Source organism: Caballeronia sp. INML3B (genome assembly GCF_023631305.1).
GTDB lineage: Bacteria > Pseudomonadota > Gammaproteobacteria > Burkholderiales > Burkholderiaceae > Caballeronia > Caballeronia turbans.
Window position 1 is genome coordinate 61,091 of record NZ_JALQDI010000064.1, and the last position, 18,521, is coordinate 79,611.

Sequence of the window (18,521 nt, forward strand, 5' to 3'; positions counted from 1 at the left end):
TCATGAGCACCGTAACGATTCATCATGCGCCGCAATTCGTCCGTCTCGATGAGACCCATCGCGCGCGCATTCCCTTCGTTCTCGATGGCGTGCCGGCCGAAGCGCTCGCGGGCGATACGCTCCTGACCGCCATCCTCATGCGGCAACGACACGTGCGGCATAGCGAATTCAGCGGCAAGCCGCGCGCGGGCTTCTGCCTGATCGGCGCGTGCCAGGATTGCTGGGTGCGCGGCGAAGACGGCAAGCGCATGCGCGCATGCTCGACGCGCGTGGAGGCGGGCATGCGTGTCGTCACGGAGGATGTTCGATGAGCGGCGCGCATCGTGTGGTGATCGTCGGCGCGGGGCCGGCGGGCATTCGCGCGGCAGAGACGCTCGTCGCGGCGAGCGTGCGGCCGGTCGTCATCGATGAAAACGCGCGCTGGGGCGGCCAGATCTATCGACAGCCGCCCGCCGGCGCCGGCTTCAAGCGCAGTGCAGCGACGCTCTATGGCTTCGAGGCGAAGAAAGCCGAAGCCGTGCACGACGCGATGGCGAAGCTGCTGCCGAAGATCGACTATCGTCCCGACACGCTCGCGTGGGCGTGCGAACAGAACCGCCTCGACACCCTTCACGCGGGCCGCGAGACGAGCGTGCCGTTCACGCATCTGATCATCGCGAGCGGCGCGACGGATCGCATCGTGCCGCTGCCCGGCTGGACGCTCGCGGGGGTATTCACGCTCGGCGGCGCGCAGGTCGCATTGAAGGCGCAAGGCTGCGCGATCGGATCGCGCGTCGTGTTCGCGGGCACCGGACCGCTGTTGTATCTCGTCGCCTATCAATACGCGAAGGCGGGCGCGCGGGTCGCGGCCGTGCTCGATACGAGCCCGCTCGCGCGTCAGGCCGCCGCCGCGCCGCGCATGCTGAGCCAGCCGTCGATGTTCGCCAAGGGCGTGTATTACGTCGGATGGCTGCAGGCGCACGGCGTGCGTATCGAACGCGGCGTGACGCTCGATCGCATCGATGGCGACGATGCCGTGCGCGGCATCCGCTGGCGCACGCGTCGCGGCGAGCCACGCTCGCTCGACTGCGATGCCGTCGGCATGGGCTTCGGCCTTCGCCCCGAAACGCAGCTCGCGGATCTCGCCGGATGCCGCTTTCGCTTCGACCCGCTCAATCGCTGCTGGCTCCCCGAGCGCGACGCGGCGGGCCGCAGCTCGGCGCGCAACGTCTATCTCGCCGGCGACGGCGCGGGCATCGCCGGTGCGGACGCCGCCGAGCTCGCGGGACGGCGCGCCGCACTCGCGCTGATCGAAGACATCGGCATCGTGACGCACCGAAGCGCGCAGCCCGATGCCACGAAACTCGAACGCGAACTCGCACGCATCGCCGTTTTCCGCGCGGGCATCGAGCATGCATTCGCGCCGCCCGTGAACGCCGCGCAGCACTGGCCCGACGACATGACCGTGTGCCGCTGCGAGGACGTCACCGCGGGCACGATGCGCGCGTGCATCCGCAGCGGGCTCGCCACGGAAGTCAACCGGTTGAAGTCGCTGACGCGCATCGGCATGGGCCGCTGTCAGGGCCGCATGTGCGGCGAATCCGCGATCGCCCTGCTTGCCGCCGAAACCGGCAAGCCGCTCGCCGATGTCGGCCGTCTGCGCAGCCAGGCGCCCATCAAGCCCATCCCGATCACACCGATGCTCTACGACGACGGCGTGCACGTGCAGCCCGAGGAAGCCCACGATGAATGACACGCGTGCGGGTGTGAGTCATTTCGATGTGGTGATCGCGGGCGGCGGGCTCGTCGGCTCGTCGACGGCACTCGCGCTCGCGAAATCGGGCATGCGCGTCGCGCTGATCGAACGGCGCTTCTGCGGCGCGCAGGCGAGCGGCGTGAACTACGGCGGCGTGCGCACGCAGGGACGCACGGCGGAACAGCTGCCGCTCGCCGTGCGCGCGCGGCGCGTCTATGGCCGCTTGCCGGAGCTGATCGGCATCGACGGCGAGATGGTCGTGTCGGGTCATCTGCGTCTCGCGCGGCGCGAAGCCGATCTCGACGTGCTCGATCGATGGTCCGCGATGGCGCGCGAACACGGCGTCGAATCGCACGTGATGAGCGGCCCGGCGTTTCGCCAGCGCTATCCGTGGCTCGGTCCTGCGGCGATCGGCGGCTCGCTCTGCCCGAGCGACGGCCACGCGAATCCGCGTCTCGTCTCGCCGGGTTTTGCGCATGCCGCCCGGCGCGCGGGCGCCGACGTGCGCGAGCAGACCGAGCTGTCCGACATCACCTTCGACGGCACGCGCTTCCAGATGCGCGCGGGCCGCGAGCGCATCAGTTCGGACTGGCTCGTCAACAGCGCGGGCGCGTGGGCGAACCGCATCGCGGGGAGCTTCGGCGAAAGCGCGCCGATGAAGCCCATCTACCCGAACATGTGGGTAACCGAGCCGCTGCCGCTTTTCATCGGGCACAGTCTCGGCGTGGTCGGTGGCGGCATCTATGCGCGTCAGGTGGAGCGCGGCAACTGCGTGATCGGCGGCGGGCGCGGACATGGCGACGGCGAGTACGCGCAGCCATCGACGGCCACGACGCGCGCCGTGATGCGCGACGCGTGCGCGCTCTTGCCCGCCCTGCGCGATGCGCTCCTGATCCGCACATGGAGCGGCGTGGAAGGCGAAACACCGGACGGCAATCCGATCATCGGGTTAAGCCGCACCACGCCGCGCCTTCTGCATGCGTTCGGTTTTTCGGGCGGCGGCTTCCTGCTCGCGCCCGGCGTCGGCGAAGTGCTCGCCGAACTGGTTACGCAGGGCGAGACCAGCACGCCGATCGACGCGTTCTCGATCGGACGGTTCAGTTCGATGCCTCTATCCGTCACTCATTAGCCACTCACTCAGCCAGAACAAGGAAAACTCACGATGAAGCTGCCCCGCACACTCGTTTCGATTGCCGCGCTCGTCGCGCTCGGCGTTGCGCCGTCCGCCTGGTCCCAGAGCAAGACGATCTATATCGGCATGAACGGCGGACCGATGGAAAAGGCCTATACGAGTCAGGTTCTGCCCGAGTTCGAGAAAGCCAACAACGTGAAGGTCGTCGTGGTGCCGGGCACATCCTCGGACGTGCTCGCGAAGCTGCTCGCGAACCGCAACAGCCCGCAAATCCACGTCGCGTTCCTCGATGACGGCGTGATGGCGCGCGCCGTCAGCATGGGCGTGTGCCAGAAGCTCGACGATTCGCCCGTGCTGAAGGAGCTCTATCCGTTCGCGCGCCTGAAGGACGACATGGGCGCGGGCGTGCAGCTCGGCATGACCGGCATCGGCTACAACACGAAGCTCTTCAAGGAAAAAGGCTGGGCGCCGCCGACCTCGTGGATGGATTTCGCCGATCCGAAGTACAAGGGCAAGGTGGTGTTCCAGTCGGCCTCGAGCAGCACGTTCGGCCTGCATGGCTTCCTTGCGATCAACCGCATCCTCGGCGGCAGCGAGAAGAACGTCGAGCCGGGCTTTTCCAAATGGGCGACGACAGTCGGCCCGAACGTCGTCGAATACATTCCGAACTCGGCGAAGCTCTCGGAGATGATCACGACGGGCGAAGCCGGCCTCTTTCCGCTCACGCCGACCGCCATCGGCGATCTGAAGGACAAGGGTCTACCGGTCGCGTATGTCGCGCCGAAGGAAGGCGCGGTGCTGCTGCTCGTCGATGTATGCGTCGTGAAGAACAATCCGGATCCGGCGCTCGCGCAGAAGCTTGCGCAATTCCTCCTCTCGGCGCCCGCGCAGACGAAGGCGGCCGAAGCCGGCAAGCAGATTCCCACCAACACGCAGGCGAAGATGACGCCGGAGATGGAGAAGAATCTCGGCGACCTGAACGCACTCGTGAAGAAAGTGACCGTGGTGGACTGGGACACGATCAACGCGAATCGCGCGCAGTGGGATCAGCGCTGGAATCAGCAGATCGAGAAGTAACGCTTAAAGATCCTTCACCAGACGAAGCGCATCGTAGATGGCGGCGTGCGTGTTGCGCGCCGACACCGCGTCGCCGATCCTGAAGAGCTGGAAGCGCCCTTCGGGATTCGTCTGCGCGCTTTGCGGCTTGCCGTCGATGAGCGCCTCGTAGTTCACCGAGCCGCGATTCTTCGAAAGCGGCTTGAGTTCGAAATACAGTTCGTCCATCGGAATCGTGCCGTGATTGACGACGATCTGATCGTGGCGCTGCTCCTTCTTCACACCGCCGTAGTCGCTGCCGATCGTCGCCACCAGTTCGCTGCCTTCGCGGCGAACGGACTCGAGGCGAAACGTCACCGTGAAGGTCGTCGCGAGTTTTTGCAGCGAGCGCATATAGGGCACGAGATTCATGCTCATGACTTCGGGCGAGAAAGAGCGGTCGGGCGTCATCACTTCCACCTTGCCGCCGGCCTGTGCAATCGTTTCGGCCGCCTGAAGCGCGGCGTGATCGCCGGCATCGTCGAAGATCAGGACATTCGCGCCGGGTTTCACATCGCCGGAAATGATGTCCCACGAAGAGACGACATGCTCGTTCCCTTCGCTGCAGACCTCCGTGTGCGGCATGCCGCCGGTCGCGACGATCACCACATCCGGATTTTCCGCCAGCACCGTTTCGTTGTCGGCCCACGTATTGAACCTGAACCGGACGCCGAGCCTTTCGCACTGCGCCATGCGCCAGTCGATGATGCCCATCATCTCCTTGCGGCGAACGTTTTGCGCGGTGAGGCGAATCTGGCCGCCGGGATCGTTCATCGCTTCCAGCACGACGACGTCGTGCCCGCGCTCGCCCGCGACGCGCGCAGCTTCAAGACCCGCGGGCCCCGCACCCACGATGACGATCCTGCGCTTCGTCGCGGCGGGTTCGATCGTGTGCGGCATCTCCAGTTCGCGGCCCGTCGCGGCGTTGTGGATGCACAGCGCCATGCCGCCCTGATAGATGCGATCCAGACAATAGTTCGCGCCCACGCAGGGCCGGATATCGTCTTCCCTGCGCTCGATGATCTTGCGCACGATATGCGGATCGGTCATATGCGCGCGCGTCATGCCGACCATGTCGATCTTGCCCGACTCGATCGCATGGCGCGCCGTCGCGACGTCCTGAATGCGCGCCGCATGAAACGTGGGAAAGTCCGTCGCTTGCCGGATCTCGCCCGCGAAGTCGAGATGCGGAGCGCTCTTCATCCCCATGATGGGAATGACGTCGGTGAGCCCGGCATCGGTTTCCAGATGCCCGCGGACGACATTCAGGAAATCGACGAGGCCGCTGTTCTTGAGGCGCTTCGAAATCTCGATGCCTTCTTCTTTCGTGATGCCGCCCGGGAGCATCTCATCGGCCGTATAACGGATGCCGACGAGAAAGCGCTCGCCGACGCGCTCACGCATCGCGCGCAGCACGTCGAACGTGAAGCGCATGCGGTTCTCAAGCGAACCGCCATACGGACCTTCGAGCGTATTCGTCAGAGGCGACCAGAACTGGTCCATCAAGTGACCATAGGATTCGATTTCCAGCCCGTCGAGGCCGGCGGCCTTCATGCGCTCCGCCGCATCCGCGAAGTCCCGGACGATGCGCTCGATATCCCAGTCCTCCAGCTTCTTCGGGAAAGCCCGGTGCGCGGGCTCGCGACTGTGCGACGGCGAGACGGCAGGCAACCAGTCGCCCTTGTCCCAGCGCGTGCGGCGGCCGAGATGGGTCAACTGGATCATCACCTTCGCGCCGTGCTCGTGGCACTCGTCGACGAGGTCCTTCATCCACGGCACGACTTCGTCCTTGTACGCGAGGATGTTGTTGAAGACCGGCGGGCTGTCCTTCGATACCGCCGCGGAGCCCGCCGTCATCGTCAATGCAATGCCGGCCTTCGCGCGCTCGACGTGGTAGGCGCGATAGCGCTCCTTCGGCATCCCATCCTCGGCGTAGGCCGGTTCATGCGACGTCGTCATGATCCGGTTTCGAAAAGTGAGGTGTTTCAGCGTGTAAGGCTGCAGCAGCGGGTCCGTGGACATGGATGCCTCATCGAAGCGAGTGGGAACGAAACGCCTGTCGTGGTGAAGAGTAGAACCACTGTACACATGTGTCAAGTAGGGAGACAATGGTGTACATTGACTGTGACGCATGATCGACCAGGGAAAAAACGAAATGGACGAGACGCTCGACGTGGTGCGCGGCTCCGCCGAAATGTGGCTGGATGCGGCGTATGAAGGCCTCCTCGAAGGAGGCGTGGATGCGGTGCGCATCCTGCCGCTTGCAAAAAAGCTGAATCTTTCGCGAACCAGCTTCTACTGGTTCTTCAAGGATCGCGAGGAACTGCTCGCCGCACTGCTCGACCGATGGAAACAGAAGAACACAGGCAACTGGATCGAACGAACGGAAGCGTATGCGGACAGTGTGTGCGAAGCGATGCTGAACGTATTCGACTGCTGGTTCGACGACACTATTTTCGACTCGCGATTCGAGGCCGCTATACGCAACTGGGCGCAGCAATCGCCGGAAATTGCGGCGCAGATGGCGCAGGACGATGCGCAACGCATTGCGGCGCTCACTGCCCTGTTCGAGCGATTCGACTATGCGCCGCGCTCAGCCGATGTCCGCGCGCGCGTGGCTTATTTCACGCAGGCCGGCTATGTCTCGACGAAACCCGACGAAGACATGTCGGTCCGCATGATGCGCATTCCGGAGTACGTCGAAGTCTTCACGGGCGTACGGCCGAAAAAGCACGAGCTTCAGCGCTTCTACGCGCGGCGCAACTTCGAGTTCGAGTGAGCGATCGCGCCCGCGGGTTACTTCGCGGTCAACTGATCGAACACATGCTCGCATGCGGCTTTCCACGCCGCGTTGCCGCCGAGCTTTTCCAGCACCTCCAGTCCTTGCGCCGTATAGGTGCCCGCCGTCGCGATGGATGAACCGATTTCGCCGATTCCCGACGATGCTTTGTATCGCGAGTAAGCAACGCAGTCTTCAACGCCACTGAGCACGAGCTGTCTTGCATCGTCGGGTGTGAAGCCCTTCTGAACGAACCATTGCTGCAGATCGTGAAGCAGAAAATAGAACCATCCGTTCATGCATGCGCCCACCGTGGCAAGCTCGAATTCGCGTTCAGTCGAGAGAAGCACCGGATTTCCCAGCGCAGCGAGCAATGGCGCCATCGCTGAGCTTGCGGGATAGACCGCGACCGTCGAGCGATTGATCTCGGCAGCAAGAGACAACATGGCGCGGGTGCATTCCCGGGCGCCGAACATACGCTGCAAATCGCCGACGGGCACGCCGCTGACGACGGAAACGAGCGGGATGCCCGGCTTCAGCGTGATCTCCTGCGCGAGCTCGTCGAGTTGCCCCGGACGAACGCCGATCAGAATGACATCAGCGGCATCCGCGACTTCCTGGTTATCGCGCATCAACGCACAGCCGACATCCTTCGCGAGACTTTCCGCCCTCGTGCGGCTTCTGGGCGAAAGGATAAACGCCGTATCGGTGCCGCTACGATGCAATCCTCGAATCATCTTCTCGGTCAGATCGCCGACGCCGAGCACCCCGAGCTTCATCATGAGTTTCGCCACTCCTCGCTGGACCTGATTTGCCGAACTGGACAATCGTTCAGGCTGTGCGATGCGACTTGACGGGAGAAAGTCTGTCTCTCGCCGACAGCAAGCGATCGACCTGTTGCTCGCCAGCCGTCGCGTGACACGCTTGCGCGCTTAACCTGAACCCGCTCGACGCCTATGAACAGAGACTTTCGCACCCATTGGCACGCCGCGTGCAAATGAATGAGTGGCGAATTGCATGTCGCCATTCACTTCACTTTTGCCAGGAGACCCGCCATGACCACTCTGACCATCACCGATCTGCCTTGCGTCGACACGATCGACCGCCAAGCGATGTCCGCCGTGCGCGGCGGGATCGCGCATGTGACCCTGCCGGGCGGCGGCAACACGATTCCCGAGTTGCCGCCGTCGCTGCCGGCGTCGTGGCCCAGCGCCGCCGCGCTCTTGAAGGAACTGCACATTCCGGTGCCATTGCAGATTTCGCCGCAACCCGCGACGCAAGATCCTCGTCTGCTGTGAGCGCGGGTCGCATCACGCTCGACGCGCCTTCATCGTTCGTAATAGATCGCAAGCCATACGGTTTGCTCGTCGGCATGCGTCCACGCGACGCGATGCCGGCAATGCGGCTCGATCAGCACGTAGTCACCCGGATGCATGTCGTGCCGCGTCGAGTCCTCCTCGAACTCGAGCACGGCCGCGCCCGTCAGCAACACGACCCATTCGGCGCGCGAGTCGTCGTACCAGAAGCCTTCGGGACTCGCGTGTCCCATCGACACGATGCGCTCCACGTTCAGGCGCTGTCCCGTGACGAGCATGTCGATCCGCTCTTCGCTGCCGTGCTTTGCCTCGAAGCCGAACAGGTTACCCGTTTGCAGTTGCATGGATCGACCTCACGTCAACGTTCAGTTCGCTGATATCGATTATGTCCGAACTCGACTTCCATGCAACATCTCAAGCAGTCACGCGGCCACTCCGCCCACCAGCAGCTCGCGCATCGCGTCGAGCGCCGCCGAGAAATGCCCCTTGCGCCACACGAGCAGCGTATCCACACGACCGAGCTCGCCCATCGGATGCAGGTCCACTTCGCCATCCAGCCGCGCGAGCTCGAGCACCGAGCGCGGCGCCACCGCGACGCCCGCCCCTGCCGCCACGCACGCGACGATCGCGTGATACGAACCCAGCTCCAGCACCCGCGCGGGCCTGATACCCTGCTGCTCGTACCAGCGCATCGCGTATGAGCGGTAAGCGCAACCGCGCTCGAACGCCACGAGCGTCAGGCCCGCCGACTCGCGCCCCATCGCCACCGGATGCTGTCCGCGCGGCGTGATCAGCGCCAGCTCTTCCTCGAACACCGGCACGGACTCGAACTGCTCGGCGGCAAGCGCGTCGGGCTCGATGGGACGCGCCATCACAGCCGCGTCGACTTCGAAGGTGCGCACGCTCTCGATGAGCGCGCGGGTCACGCCCGTCGCCAGTTCGAGCGTGACCTGCGGCCAGCGCTGGTGGTAGGCGGCCAGCAAGCGCGGCAGGCGGCTCGCGGCCGTGCTTTCCATCGTCCCGAGCCGCAGACGGCCTTGCGGACGATTCTCGCTGACCGCGTGCCGCGCTTCCTCGGCGAGCGCGAGCAGACGTTCCGCGTAAGGCAGCAAGGTCTCGCCGGCCGGCGTCAGCACGAGACGCCGGCCATCGCGGATGAAAAGATCCGTGCCGAGCGTCTCTTCCAACTGACGGATGCGCGTCGTGACATTCGACTGCACACGATTGAGCTTCGCCGCTGCCCGCGTCACGCCGTTCTCGCGCACGACCGCCCGGAAAATCGTCAATGCCGACAGATCCATGATCTTTCCAGAAGATTGGTTGTATCTCGATTATTCATTTTTCAAGATACTACGATCAAGCTAGGATGGGTGCATTACCGCTTCGCCTATCGACTATGGCATCGCCCGCTCAAGCATCGTCGTTGCCCGCTCATCACGCGCGATATGCCGCGCTCGCGTGCGCCGTCGTGCTCGCGGTGGCGCTCGGCGTCGGGCGATTCGCCTTCACGCCGCTGCTTCCGCTGATGCTCAAAAGCGGCGCGCTCGATATCCGTCACGGCGGCTGGCTCGCATCGGCCAACTACGCCGGCTATCTGATCGGCGCGTTGTCGTGCGCGGCGATCCGCATCGATCACGCGCGCATGGTGCGCCTCGCGCTCGCGTGGACCATCGTGCTGACGCTCGCGATGGGCCTCGTCCATCTCTTCTGGCTGTGGGCCGCGATACGGTTCGCGGCGGGCGTCGTCAGCGCGTGGGCATTCGTGTTCGCGTCGCAATGGGGCTTGCGGCGGCTCGCCGAGCTCGACGCGCACGGCCTCGGCGGCGTGATCTATGCGGGCCCCGGCGTCGGCATCGTGGCGACCGGTTTGCTCGGTGCGGCGGCCGCGGCGTTCGGCGTGCCGGCGCCGTGGGTATGGATCGGCTTCGCGGTCTGTTCGTGCGTGGCGGGCGCGCTCGTATGGAGGACGCTCGCGCATCGGGCACCGGCGTCGCGCGAGCGCGCGCATGCCGCCGATCGCGTGGCGCCCGCATCGTCGCGCGCCGATTCGATCGGGCTCGTCGGGCTCTACAGCCTCGCGGGTTTCGGCTACATCATCGCCGCGACCTTTCTTCCTGTCATCGCGCGACAGGCGTTGCCGGGCTCGCCGTGGCCCGACCTGTTCTGGCCCGCGTTCGGCTTCGCGCTGATCGCCGGCGCGCTGATCGCCGCGCGGCTGCCGCTGTCGTGGGATAACCGGCTGCTGTCGGCGGCGTGCTATCTCATTCAGGCGCTCGGCATCTTGCTGGGCATCGTGTTTCCGAGCGCGCTCGGCTTCGGTATCGGCAGTGCGCTGCTCGGCTTGCCCTTCACCGCGATCACCTTGTTCGCGATGCGCGAGGCGCGCCGGCTGCGCGGTGAAGCCGCGGCGGGCCTGATGGGATACGCGACCGCCGCATACGGGCTCGGACAAATCGCCGGACCGCTCGTCGCGGCGCCGATCGCGGCGCACACGGGCTCCTTCTCCATCGCGTTATGGATTGCGGCGGCGGCGCTTGGACTCGGCGCGGCCGGCCTCGCATGGCTCGGGATGCGAGGGCGCACGACGACCACCTGACGCAGCAGGATCGTCCTATCAGTGTGCCGGCGCCGCATGTCAAAGTGACAGGCATCCTCATACGTGGAGCATGCCGTGTCCGCCGCTGAAACATCCGCTCTTCTCTATCGCCCCTTCACCGCCGATGACATCGCCGCGGCGCATGCGCTCTCGGTGGAAGTCAAATGGCCGCATCGCGCCGATGACTGGCGCTTCGTGCTCGACGCCGGCGCGGGTTTCATCGCGCAGGACGGCGAGCGCGTGGTCGGCACCGCGCTGTGCTGGAAGTATGGCGACGACGGCGGATCGCTCGGCATGGTGATCGTCGCGCCGGATTGCCAGGGCAAGGGCATCGGCCGCAAGTTGATGGAACTGCTGCTCGAAGCGCTCGGCAAGCGCATCACCGTGCTGCATGCCACGCCTGCGGGCGAGCCGCTTTACGCCAAGCTCGGGTTCAGGCGCATCGGCGCGATTCATCAGCATCAATCCGCCAATTTCGACGTGCCTGAAATCGACTTGCCGCCGGGCGAGCGAATGCGCGCGATCGAGCCGGGCGATACGCGCGCCATTGCCGATCTCGCATCGCGCGCGAGCGGACTCGACCGAAGCGCGCTTTTGCCTGGGTTGCTGAACGTCGCACGAGGCGTCGTGCTCGAACGCGACGGCGAAATGCTCGGCTTCTCGCTCATCCGCGAGTTCGGGCGCGGTCATGCGATCGGCCCGGTGGTTGCAGTCACCGCCGATCAGCAGCACGCGCGACGCGCGCGGGCGCTCATCGCGCATGCGCTCGCTTCCCGCGAAGGCACGTTCACGCGCATCGACACGCCGGATGAAAGCGGTCTGTCGGACTGGCTCGAAGGCATCGGGCTCGAGCGCGTGGATACGGTCATCAAGATGGCGCGCAACGGCACGCCGCCGCACGATGCATCCGTCGCGCAATTCGCGATCATCAATCAGGCGTTGTGCTGACAGCGATGACGATCCTCTATAAAGCCGATCCCGAACGCGGCCGGCAATGGGCGCAGCATTTCGCGCAAAAAGCGCCGGACGTGGCCTTCCGCGTGTGGCCCGATATCGGCGATCCCGCCGCGGTGCGCTATCTCGCTGCATGGCAGCCGCCCGCCGATGTCATGCAGACGTTCCCCAATCTCGACGTGATTTTCTCGGTCGGCGCGGGCATCGATCAATTCGATCTGTCGGGCGTGCCGCCGCATGTCGCGGTCGTGCGGATGACCGAGCCGGGCATCGTCGAAGGCATGGTCGAATATGTGACGCAGGCGGTGCTGACCATTCATCGCGATCTCTTCGATTACGCCGCGCAGCAACGCGAGCACGTATGGCGCGAGATGCCCGTGCGCGCGGCGTCGACGCGGCGCGTCGGCGTGCTCGGCCTCGGCATGCTCGGCACCGCGGTGCTGAAAACGCTGCGTCTTTTCGGCTTCGACTGCGCGGGCTGGAGCCGTTCGCCGCATGAGATAGAAGGCGTCGAATGTCATGCGGGCATCGAATCGCTCGATGCGTTCCTCGCCCGCACCGATATCCTCGTGTGCCTGCTGCCGCTCACGGAGGCGACGCGCGGCCTCATCGGCAAACACGTGTTCGAGACGCTGCCAAAAGGCGCATCGTTCATCAACGTCGGGCGCGGCCCGCACGTGATTCAGCAGGATTTGCTCGATGCGCTCGACAGCGGCCATCTCCATGCCGCGATTCTCGATGTCACCGATCCCGAGCCCTTGCCGCCGACGCATCCGTTCTGGACGCATCCGCGCGTGCGCCTGACGCCGCATATCGCAAGCGCGACGCGGCCCGAAAGCGCCGTCGACGTGGTGCTGGAGAACCTGCGACGCCATCGCGCGGGCGAGCGCATGATCGGCGAAATCGACCGCACGCGCGGCTACTGAGTCCGTCGTCGGGGGCGCGCAGCACAAAATGCTGCGCGCCCCTGAAAAACGCCGCGAATTTGCTTTTTTGCGATTTTTTTGGCGATGCGCGCGATACGGCTCTGCCGATAGTATGAAGCGGTCAAGAGCCATTCCGCCCCCTTCGCGAAAAGAGAGCCGCATCATGTCGATCAAGTCGCTTGTCGAGTCCGACCGCCAGCATCTGATTCATCCCGTCGTCAGCTATCGCGCGCATGAGGCGCGCGGCGTGACCGTGCTCGATTCCGCCGATGGCGTATTCCTGCGCGATATCGAAGGCAAACAGCTGCTCGACGCCTTCTCCGGCCTGTGGTGCGTGAATACGGGTTACGGGCACGCGAGCATCGTCGAGGCCGCTGCGAAGCAGATGGCGAAACTGCCCTACGCCACGGGCTATTTCCACTTCGGCTCCGAACCCGCGATCGAACTGGCCGCAAAGCTCGTCGAACTCGCGCCCGCGTCGCTGCAACACGTGTACTTCACGCTCGGCGGCTCGGATGCCGTCGATTCCGCGCTGCGCTTCATCACGCACTACTACAACGCAACGGGCCGTCCGTCGAAGAAGCATTGCATCGCGCTGCAACGCGGTTATCACGGTTCGTCGTCGATCGGCGCCGGACTGACCGCGTTGCCCGCGTTTCATCGCAACTTCGATCTGCCGCTGCCCAATCAGCATCACATTCCTTCGCCGTATGCGTATCGCAATGATTACGCCGATGACGCCGCGCTCATCGCGGCATCCGTGCAGGCGCTCGAAGCGAAGGTCGCGGAGCTGGGCGCGGACAACGTGGCCGCATTTTTCTGCGAGCCGATTCAAGGCTCGGGGGGCGTGATCGTGCCGCCGGTGGGCTGGCTGAAAGCGATGCGCGATGCGTGCCGCAAGCTCGGTATCCTCTTCGTCGCCGATGAAGTGATCACCGGCTTCGGCCGCACCGGTCCGCTCTTCGCGTGCCAGGGGGAAGGCGTCGAGCCGGACCTGATGACGGTCGCGAAGGGCTTGACCGCGGGCTATGCGCCGATGGGCGCGGTCCTCATGTCCGATGCGGTCTATCGCGGCATCGCCGATGGCGCCGATGCGTCCGCGGTCATCGGACATGGCCACACGTACTCCGCGCATCCGGTGAGCGCGGCGATCGGGCTCGAAGTGATGCGGCTCTATCATGAAGGCGGCTTGCTCGCGAACGGCCACGCGCAGGCGCCGCGATTCGCGCAAGGACTCGACGCGTTGCTCGATCATCCGCTCGTCGGCGATTCGCGTCATCGCGGCTTGCTCGGCGCGCTCGAACTCGTCGCCGACAAGGACAGCAAGCGCAGCTTCGATGTATCGCTCAAGCTGCCGGACCGCATCGCCGCCGCGGCCTACGGCAACGGCCTCGTGTTTCGCGCGTTCGGCGACAACATTCTCGGCTTCGCACCGGCGCTGTGCTACACGCAAGCGAACTTCGACATGCTGTTCGAGCGCCTCACGAAAACGCTCGATGACGTGCTCGCGCAAAGCGACGTGCGCGACGCGCTGAAAGGCGGATCGGGCTTCAGTTCCCGCGCGGCTGCGTGATAACATCGACCGACCGCCGACATGCGAGACCGAACCCGCCGCGATGAGCACCGACAGCAAGCTGGACCGAATCGATCTGCGTATCCTCTCGCAATTGCAGAAGCGCGGGCGCATCACGAACGTGGAGCTCGCCGATGCAGTCGGTCTTTCGCCCAGCCCTTGCCTGATTCGTGTGAAGCGGCTGGAGAAAGCGGGTTATATCGTCGGCTATGGCGCGCAGATTCAACTCGAAAAGCTCGGCGACGTGCAGGTGGTCTTCACCGAAGTCACGCTCGCCGATCATCGCCGCGAAGACTTCATCAACTTCGTGAATGCCGTGAAGGATGTCGACGAGATCGTCGAATGCCATCTCGCGAGCGGCGGTTACGACTATCTGCTCAAGTTCGTCACGCGCAGCGTGAGCCATTATCAGAGCATCATAGAAGGGCTGCTGGAACGTGGGATCGGCATCGAGAAGTACTTCAGCTACGTCATCATCAAGACGTCGTTCGTGAAGACGCACTACCCGCTCGAAACACTCTTCTCGCAGCATCATCATTGAGGCGCGCGCCTCATTCTTTCAGCATGAATGCACGCACGCGCGTTTTGCACGTGCGTGCTTTTATCGTCGATCATCTTCACGCGGAGTAGCACATGTCCAGCAAATATCGTATTGCCGTGATTCCGGGCGACGGCATCGGCAAGGAAGTGATGCCCGAAGCATTGCGCGCGCTCGATGCCGTGAGCGAGCGCTTCAATATCGAGCTGGAGTACCGGCATATCGAGTGGGCGAGTTGCGATTATTACGCGCAGCACGGCCAGATGATGCCCGATGACTGGAAGGCGCAACTGCAAGACGCCGATGCGATCCTGTTCGGCGCGGTCGGCTGGCCGGACACGGTGCCGGACCACATCTCGCTGTGGGGCTCGCTGCTGAAGTTCCGCCGCGAGTTCGATCAATACATCAACCTGCGCCCCGCGCGTCTTTTCGACGGCGTGCCCTCGCCGCTCGCGAATCGCAAGGCGGGCGACATCGACTTCATGATCGTGCGCGAAAACACCGAAGGCGAGTATTCGTCGGTCGGCGGCACGATGTTCGAAGGCACGGATCGCGAGTTTGTCTCGCAAACGTCGATCTTCACGCGCAAGGGCGCGGAGCGCGTATTGAAGTTCGCGTTCGATCTCGCGCAAAAGCGCGAGAAGACGCTGACGGTCGCCACCAAAAGCAACGGCATTTCGATCAGCATGCCGTGGTGGGACGCGCGCGCCGCCGAAATCGCCGCGCAGTATCCCGAGATCAAATGGGACAAGCAGCACATCGACATTCTGTGCGCGCGCTTCGTATTGAACCCCGATCGCTTCGATGTGGTCGTCGCGACGAATCTCTTCGGCGACATTCTTTCGGATCTCGGCCCGGCATGCACGGGCACGATCGGCATTGCGCCTTCGGCCAACATGAATCCGGAGCGCAACTTCCCTTCGCTGTTCGAGCCGGTGCACGGTTCCGCGCCGGATATCGCGGGCAAGAACATCGCCAATCCGGTCGCGATGATCTGGTCGGCCGCGATGATGCTCGACTTCCTCGGCGAACGCGGCGCGCACGACGCGATGCTCTCCGCCATCGAGACCGTGCTGAAGCAAGGACCGCATACCGGCGATCTGGGCGGCCGCGCGAACACCACGGAAGTGGGCAAGGCCATCGCGCATCTGCTCGCCTGATCTTTTCCGGAGACCATCATGACGCAACGATACGAGTTGAGCGATCTGATTCGCGCCGACAATTTCATCGACGGAAAGTGGGTTCCCGCCGCGAGCGGCAAGCGCTTTGCCGTCACGGATCCCGCGACGGGCGAGGTCATCGCGCAAGTGGCCGACAGCGGCCCCGCCGATGCCCGCGCCGCCACCGATGCCGCCGCGCGCGCCTTTCCCGCCTGGCGCGACACGCTGCCGAAAGATCGCGCGGCCGTGCTGCATCGCTGGCATGCGCTGATCGTCGAAAACGCGGATGCGCTCGGGCGTCTGATCTCGCTCGAACAAGGCAAGCCGTTCGCGGAAGGCCGCGGCGAAGTGATGTACGGCGCGTCGTATGTCGCATGGTTCGCGGATGAAGCCACGCGCATCTACGGCGACATCATTCCGCAGCAGCAGCGCGGCAAGCGCATGAGCGCGGTGAAGGAGCCTGTCGGCGTCGTCGCTGCAATCACGCCGTGGAACTTCCCGCTCGCGATGATCGCGCGCAAGATCGCGCCCGCACTCGCGGCAGGCTGCACGGTCGTCGGCAAGCCCGCGGAAGACACGCCGCTCACGGCGCTCGCACTCGTGATGCTCGCGCATGAAGCCGGCGTGCCGGCGGGCGCGTTGAATCTGATCGGCGCATCGCGCGAGAACGCGCAGGACGCGGTCGCCGACTGGCTCGAAGATGGCCGCGTGCGCAAGATCACCTTCACGGGCTCGACGCCGGTGGGCAAGTATCTCGCGCGCGAATCGGCGGGCACGCTGAAGAAGCTGTCGCTGGAGCTCGGCGGCAATGCGCCCTTCATCGTATTCGACGACGCCGATCTCGATGCCGCCGTCGCGGGACTCATGGCATCGAAGTTCCGCAATGGCGGACAGACCTGCGTGTGCCCCAATCGCGTGTACGTCCAGTCGTCCGTGTACGACAAGTTCGCCGATCTGCTGGCAAAGCGCGTGGCCGCATTGAAGGTTGCACCCGCGACCGACCCCGACGCGCAGATCGGCCCGATGATCAACGCGCGCGCGGTCGACAAGATCGAACGTCACGTGAAAGACGCGCTCGAACGCGGCGCACGCGCGCTCACGGGCGGCAAACGTCTCGCCGAACTCGGCCCGAACTACTACGCCCCGACCGTGCTCGCCGGTGCCACGCCCGACATGCAACTGAGTTGCGAGGAAACCTTCGGCCCGGTCGTGCCGCTCTTCCGTTTCGACGACGAAGCCGAAGCGATCCGCGCCGCAAACGACACGCCGTTCGGCCTCGCAGCGTATTTCTACAGCCAGAACCTCAAGCGCATCGATCGCGTCTCGCGGCTGCTCGAAGCCGGCCTCGTCGGCATCAACGAAGGCGCGATTTCAAGTGAAGCCGCGCCGTTCGGCGGCGTGAAGGAATCGGGCTATGGACGCGAAGGCTCGAAGTACGGCCTCGACGATTACCTGTCGATCAAATATCTCTGCCAGGGCGGTCTCGAATGAACGCCTATCCGATCGAAATCACGTTCCCCGATATCAGCGCGCATGCAGCGGGCAACGCGGGCGTGCCGTACGTGCATACGTTCGACTCGGGCATCGACGGTCCGCATGTGATGATCAACGCCCTCACGCACGGCAACGAAGTGTGCGGCGCGATCGTCGTCGATGCCTTGCTGCGCGCTCGATTGAGACCGCGTCGCGGCAGGCTCACGCTTGCCTTCGCAAATGTCGAAGCATACGGGCGCTTCGACGCGAAGAAGCCTGATGCGTCGCGTTTCGTCGATCAGGATTTCAATCGCGTCTGGACCGCGCAAGCGCTCGACGACACCTCGCGCGATTCGAGCGAGCTGCGCCGTGCCCGCGCGATGCGGCCTGTCATCGACACCGTGGATCTGCTGCTCGATCTTCATTCGATGCATGAAAAGAGCAAGCCGCTGATCGTCGCGGGACCGCTCGACAAGGGCATCGAATTGTCGGCGCTGCTCGGCACGCCCGCGACCGTCATCTGCGACGAAGGCCATCCAGAAGGCCGGCGCATGCGCGATTACGAAGGCTTCGGCGATCCGTCGAGCGGCAAGAACGCGTTGCTGATCGAATGCGGACAGCATTGGGAAGCGGCTGCGGTGACAGTGGCGCGCGACGTGACCGCGCGTTTTCTGCTGCTCTCCGGCGTCATCGACAAGGAAGATGTGCCCGACGGCTGGATTCAGCCGTCACCACGAGAAATGCTCGTCGTGCGCGTGACGGAACCGGTCGTCGCGAAAAGCATGGACTTCCGTTTTGCGGGCGATTACACCGGCCTCGAAGTGTTTCACGAAGCGGGCAGCGTGATCGGATGGTCGGAGGGAGCCGCCGTCGCGACGCCCTATGACGATTGCATGCTCGTGATGCCTTCGTTGCGGCAGTTGCGTCCAGGCGTAACCGTCGTGCGGCTCGGCAAGATCGAACGGCGCATTCAATCTGCCTAGAAAAGGCACGCGGCCAGACCGGGACGCGGCGCATGGCATACGCGCCCCGGTCACGCACATGCCGACTATGCCCCGTGACCGACGATCCCCTTTACTTCGAGAAACGCCTCCAGTCCCCACTCGCCGTATTCGCGCCCATTGCCCGACTGCTTGTAGCCACCGAACGGCGAGCCCGCATCCCAGGCCGGATAATTCACGTAGACGCTGCCCGCGCGCATTTTCATGGCCACACGCCGCGCACGTTCCTGATCCTTCGACTGC

19 protein-coding genes are annotated in these 18,521 nt (G+C 64.6%); 14 read left to right on the forward strand and 5 right to left on the reverse strand.

Annotation, left to right across the window (positions count from 1 at the left end; all coding sequences use genetic code 11):
• Positions 1-2: 2 nt before the first annotated feature.
• The 4 genes from NCS58_RS27685 to NCS58_RS27700 are packed head-to-tail and all read left to right on the forward strand — an operon-like array spanning position 3 to position 3,944.
• Positions 3-311 carry a (2Fe-2S)-binding protein gene (locus NCS58_RS27685; RefSeq protein ID WP_061120877.1) on the forward strand — a complete coding sequence of 103 codons (309 nt, stop codon included), beginning with the start codon at positions 3-5 and terminating at the stop codon, positions 309-311.
• On the forward strand, positions 308-1,732 hold the full coding sequence (locus NCS58_RS27690) for an NAD(P)/FAD-dependent oxidoreductase (protein ID WP_061120876.1): 1,425 nt from the start codon (positions 308-310) through the stop codon (positions 1,730-1,732). Before NCS58_RS27685 ends, NCS58_RS27690 begins: the two co-directional genes overlap by 4 nt.
• Entirely contained in the window at positions 1,725-2,864 is a 1,140-nt protein-coding gene (locus tag NCS58_RS27695; RefSeq protein ID WP_061120875.1) for an FAD-binding oxidoreductase, read from the forward strand. Before NCS58_RS27690 ends, NCS58_RS27695 begins: the two co-directional genes overlap by 8 nt.
• A 33-nt stretch (positions 2,865-2,897) precedes the next feature.
• Positions 2,898-3,944, forward strand: a complete 1,047-nt coding sequence (locus NCS58_RS27700) for an ABC transporter substrate-binding protein (protein ID WP_061120874.1) — start codon at positions 2,898-2,900, stop codon at positions 3,942-3,944.
• A gap of 3 nt (positions 3,945-3,947) precedes the next feature.
• Here NCS58_RS27700 and NCS58_RS27705 read toward each other — a convergent pair whose 3' ends face one another.
• Complete coding sequence (locus NCS58_RS27705; protein ID WP_061120873.1) at positions 3,948-5,984, reverse strand: NADH:flavin oxidoreductase; 2,037 nt, start codon at positions 5,982-5,984, stop codon at positions 3,948-3,950.
• A 133-nt stretch (positions 5,985-6,117) separates the two neighbouring features.
• Between NCS58_RS27705 and NCS58_RS27710 the strand changes: the two genes are divergently transcribed.
• Positions 6,118-6,741 (forward strand): TetR/AcrR family transcriptional regulator, encoded by a 624-nt coding sequence (locus tag NCS58_RS27710; RefSeq protein ID WP_061120928.1) that lies wholly within the window; start codon positions 6,118-6,120, stop codon positions 6,739-6,741.
• A gap of 17 nt (positions 6,742-6,758) precedes the next feature.
• On the opposite strand, the gene NCS58_RS27715 is transcribed toward NCS58_RS27710, so the two are convergent.
• The gene (locus tag NCS58_RS27715; protein WP_061120927.1) at positions 6,759-7,523 is read right to left on the reverse strand and encodes an NAD(P)-binding domain-containing protein; all 765 of its coding nucleotides are present in this window, start codon (positions 7,521-7,523) and stop codon (positions 6,759-6,761) included.
• Positions 7,524-7,796: 273 nt separating this feature from the next.
• Between NCS58_RS27715 and NCS58_RS27720 the strand changes: the two genes are divergently transcribed.
• Entirely contained in the window at positions 7,797-8,039 is a 243-nt protein-coding gene (locus NCS58_RS27720; protein ID WP_061120872.1) for a hypothetical protein, read from the forward strand.
• A gap of 29 nt (positions 8,040-8,068) precedes the next feature.
• On the opposite strand, the gene NCS58_RS27725 is transcribed toward NCS58_RS27720, so the two are convergent.
• Positions 8,069-8,401: a cupin domain-containing protein gene (locus NCS58_RS27725; protein ID WP_061120871.1), complete on the reverse strand. Its 333-nt coding sequence runs from the start codon at positions 8,399-8,401 to the stop codon at positions 8,069-8,071.
• A gap of 78 nt (positions 8,402-8,479) precedes the next feature.
• Entirely contained in the window at positions 8,480-9,358 is an 879-nt protein-coding gene (locus NCS58_RS27730; protein WP_061120870.1) for a LysR family transcriptional regulator, read from the reverse strand.
• A gap of 95 nt (positions 9,359-9,453) precedes the next feature.
• On the opposite strand from NCS58_RS27730, the gene NCS58_RS27735 reads away from it, so the two are divergent.
• The 8 genes from NCS58_RS27735 (at position 9,454) to NCS58_RS27770 (ending at position 18,260) form a co-directional block, all read left to right on the forward strand.
• Positions 9,454-10,653: a YbfB/YjiJ family MFS transporter gene (locus NCS58_RS27735; protein WP_250478031.1), complete on the forward strand. Its 1,200-nt coding sequence runs from the start codon at positions 9,454-9,456 to the stop codon at positions 10,651-10,653.
• A gap of 75 nt (positions 10,654-10,728) precedes the next feature.
• Positions 10,729-11,601: a GNAT family N-acetyltransferase gene (locus NCS58_RS27740; RefSeq protein ID WP_250538917.1), complete on the forward strand. Its 873-nt coding sequence runs from the start codon at positions 10,729-10,731 to the stop codon at positions 11,599-11,601.
• 5 nt (positions 11,602-11,606) lie between these two features.
• Positions 11,607-12,533 carry a glyoxylate/hydroxypyruvate reductase A gene (locus NCS58_RS27745; RefSeq protein WP_061120867.1) on the forward strand — a complete coding sequence of 309 codons (927 nt, stop codon included), beginning with the start codon at positions 11,607-11,609 and terminating at the stop codon, positions 12,531-12,533.
• A 163-nt stretch (positions 12,534-12,696) separates the two neighbouring features.
• Positions 12,697-14,106 (forward strand): aspartate aminotransferase family protein, encoded by a 1,410-nt coding sequence (locus NCS58_RS27750; RefSeq protein WP_061120866.1) that lies wholly within the window; start codon positions 12,697-12,699, stop codon positions 14,104-14,106.
• A gap of 43 nt (positions 14,107-14,149) precedes the next feature.
• A complete protein-coding gene (locus NCS58_RS27755; RefSeq protein WP_061120865.1) occupies positions 14,150-14,647 on the forward strand; it encodes an Lrp/AsnC family transcriptional regulator in 498 nt (165 codons plus the stop codon).
• 92 nt (positions 14,648-14,739) lie between these two features.
• Positions 14,740-15,804: a tartrate dehydrogenase gene (locus NCS58_RS27760; protein WP_061120864.1), complete on the forward strand. Its 1,065-nt coding sequence runs from the start codon at positions 14,740-14,742 to the stop codon at positions 15,802-15,804.
• An 18-nt stretch (positions 15,805-15,822) separates the two neighbouring features.
• A complete protein-coding gene (locus NCS58_RS27765) occupies positions 15,823-17,295 on the forward strand; it encodes an NAD-dependent succinate-semialdehyde dehydrogenase (protein WP_061120863.1) in 1,473 nt (490 codons plus the stop codon).
• Complete coding sequence (locus NCS58_RS27770; RefSeq protein WP_061120862.1) at positions 17,292-18,260, forward strand: succinylglutamate desuccinylase/aspartoacylase family protein; 969 nt, start codon at positions 17,292-17,294, stop codon at positions 18,258-18,260. The genes NCS58_RS27765 and NCS58_RS27770 overlap by 4 nt, the downstream gene beginning before the upstream one ends.
• Positions 18,261-18,325: 65 nt before the next feature.
• Here NCS58_RS27770 and NCS58_RS27775 read toward each other — a convergent pair.
• Positions 18,326-18,521 (reverse strand): aldehyde dehydrogenase family protein (locus NCS58_RS27775; protein WP_143756422.1); only part of this gene is annotated, 196 nt, incomplete at its 5' end.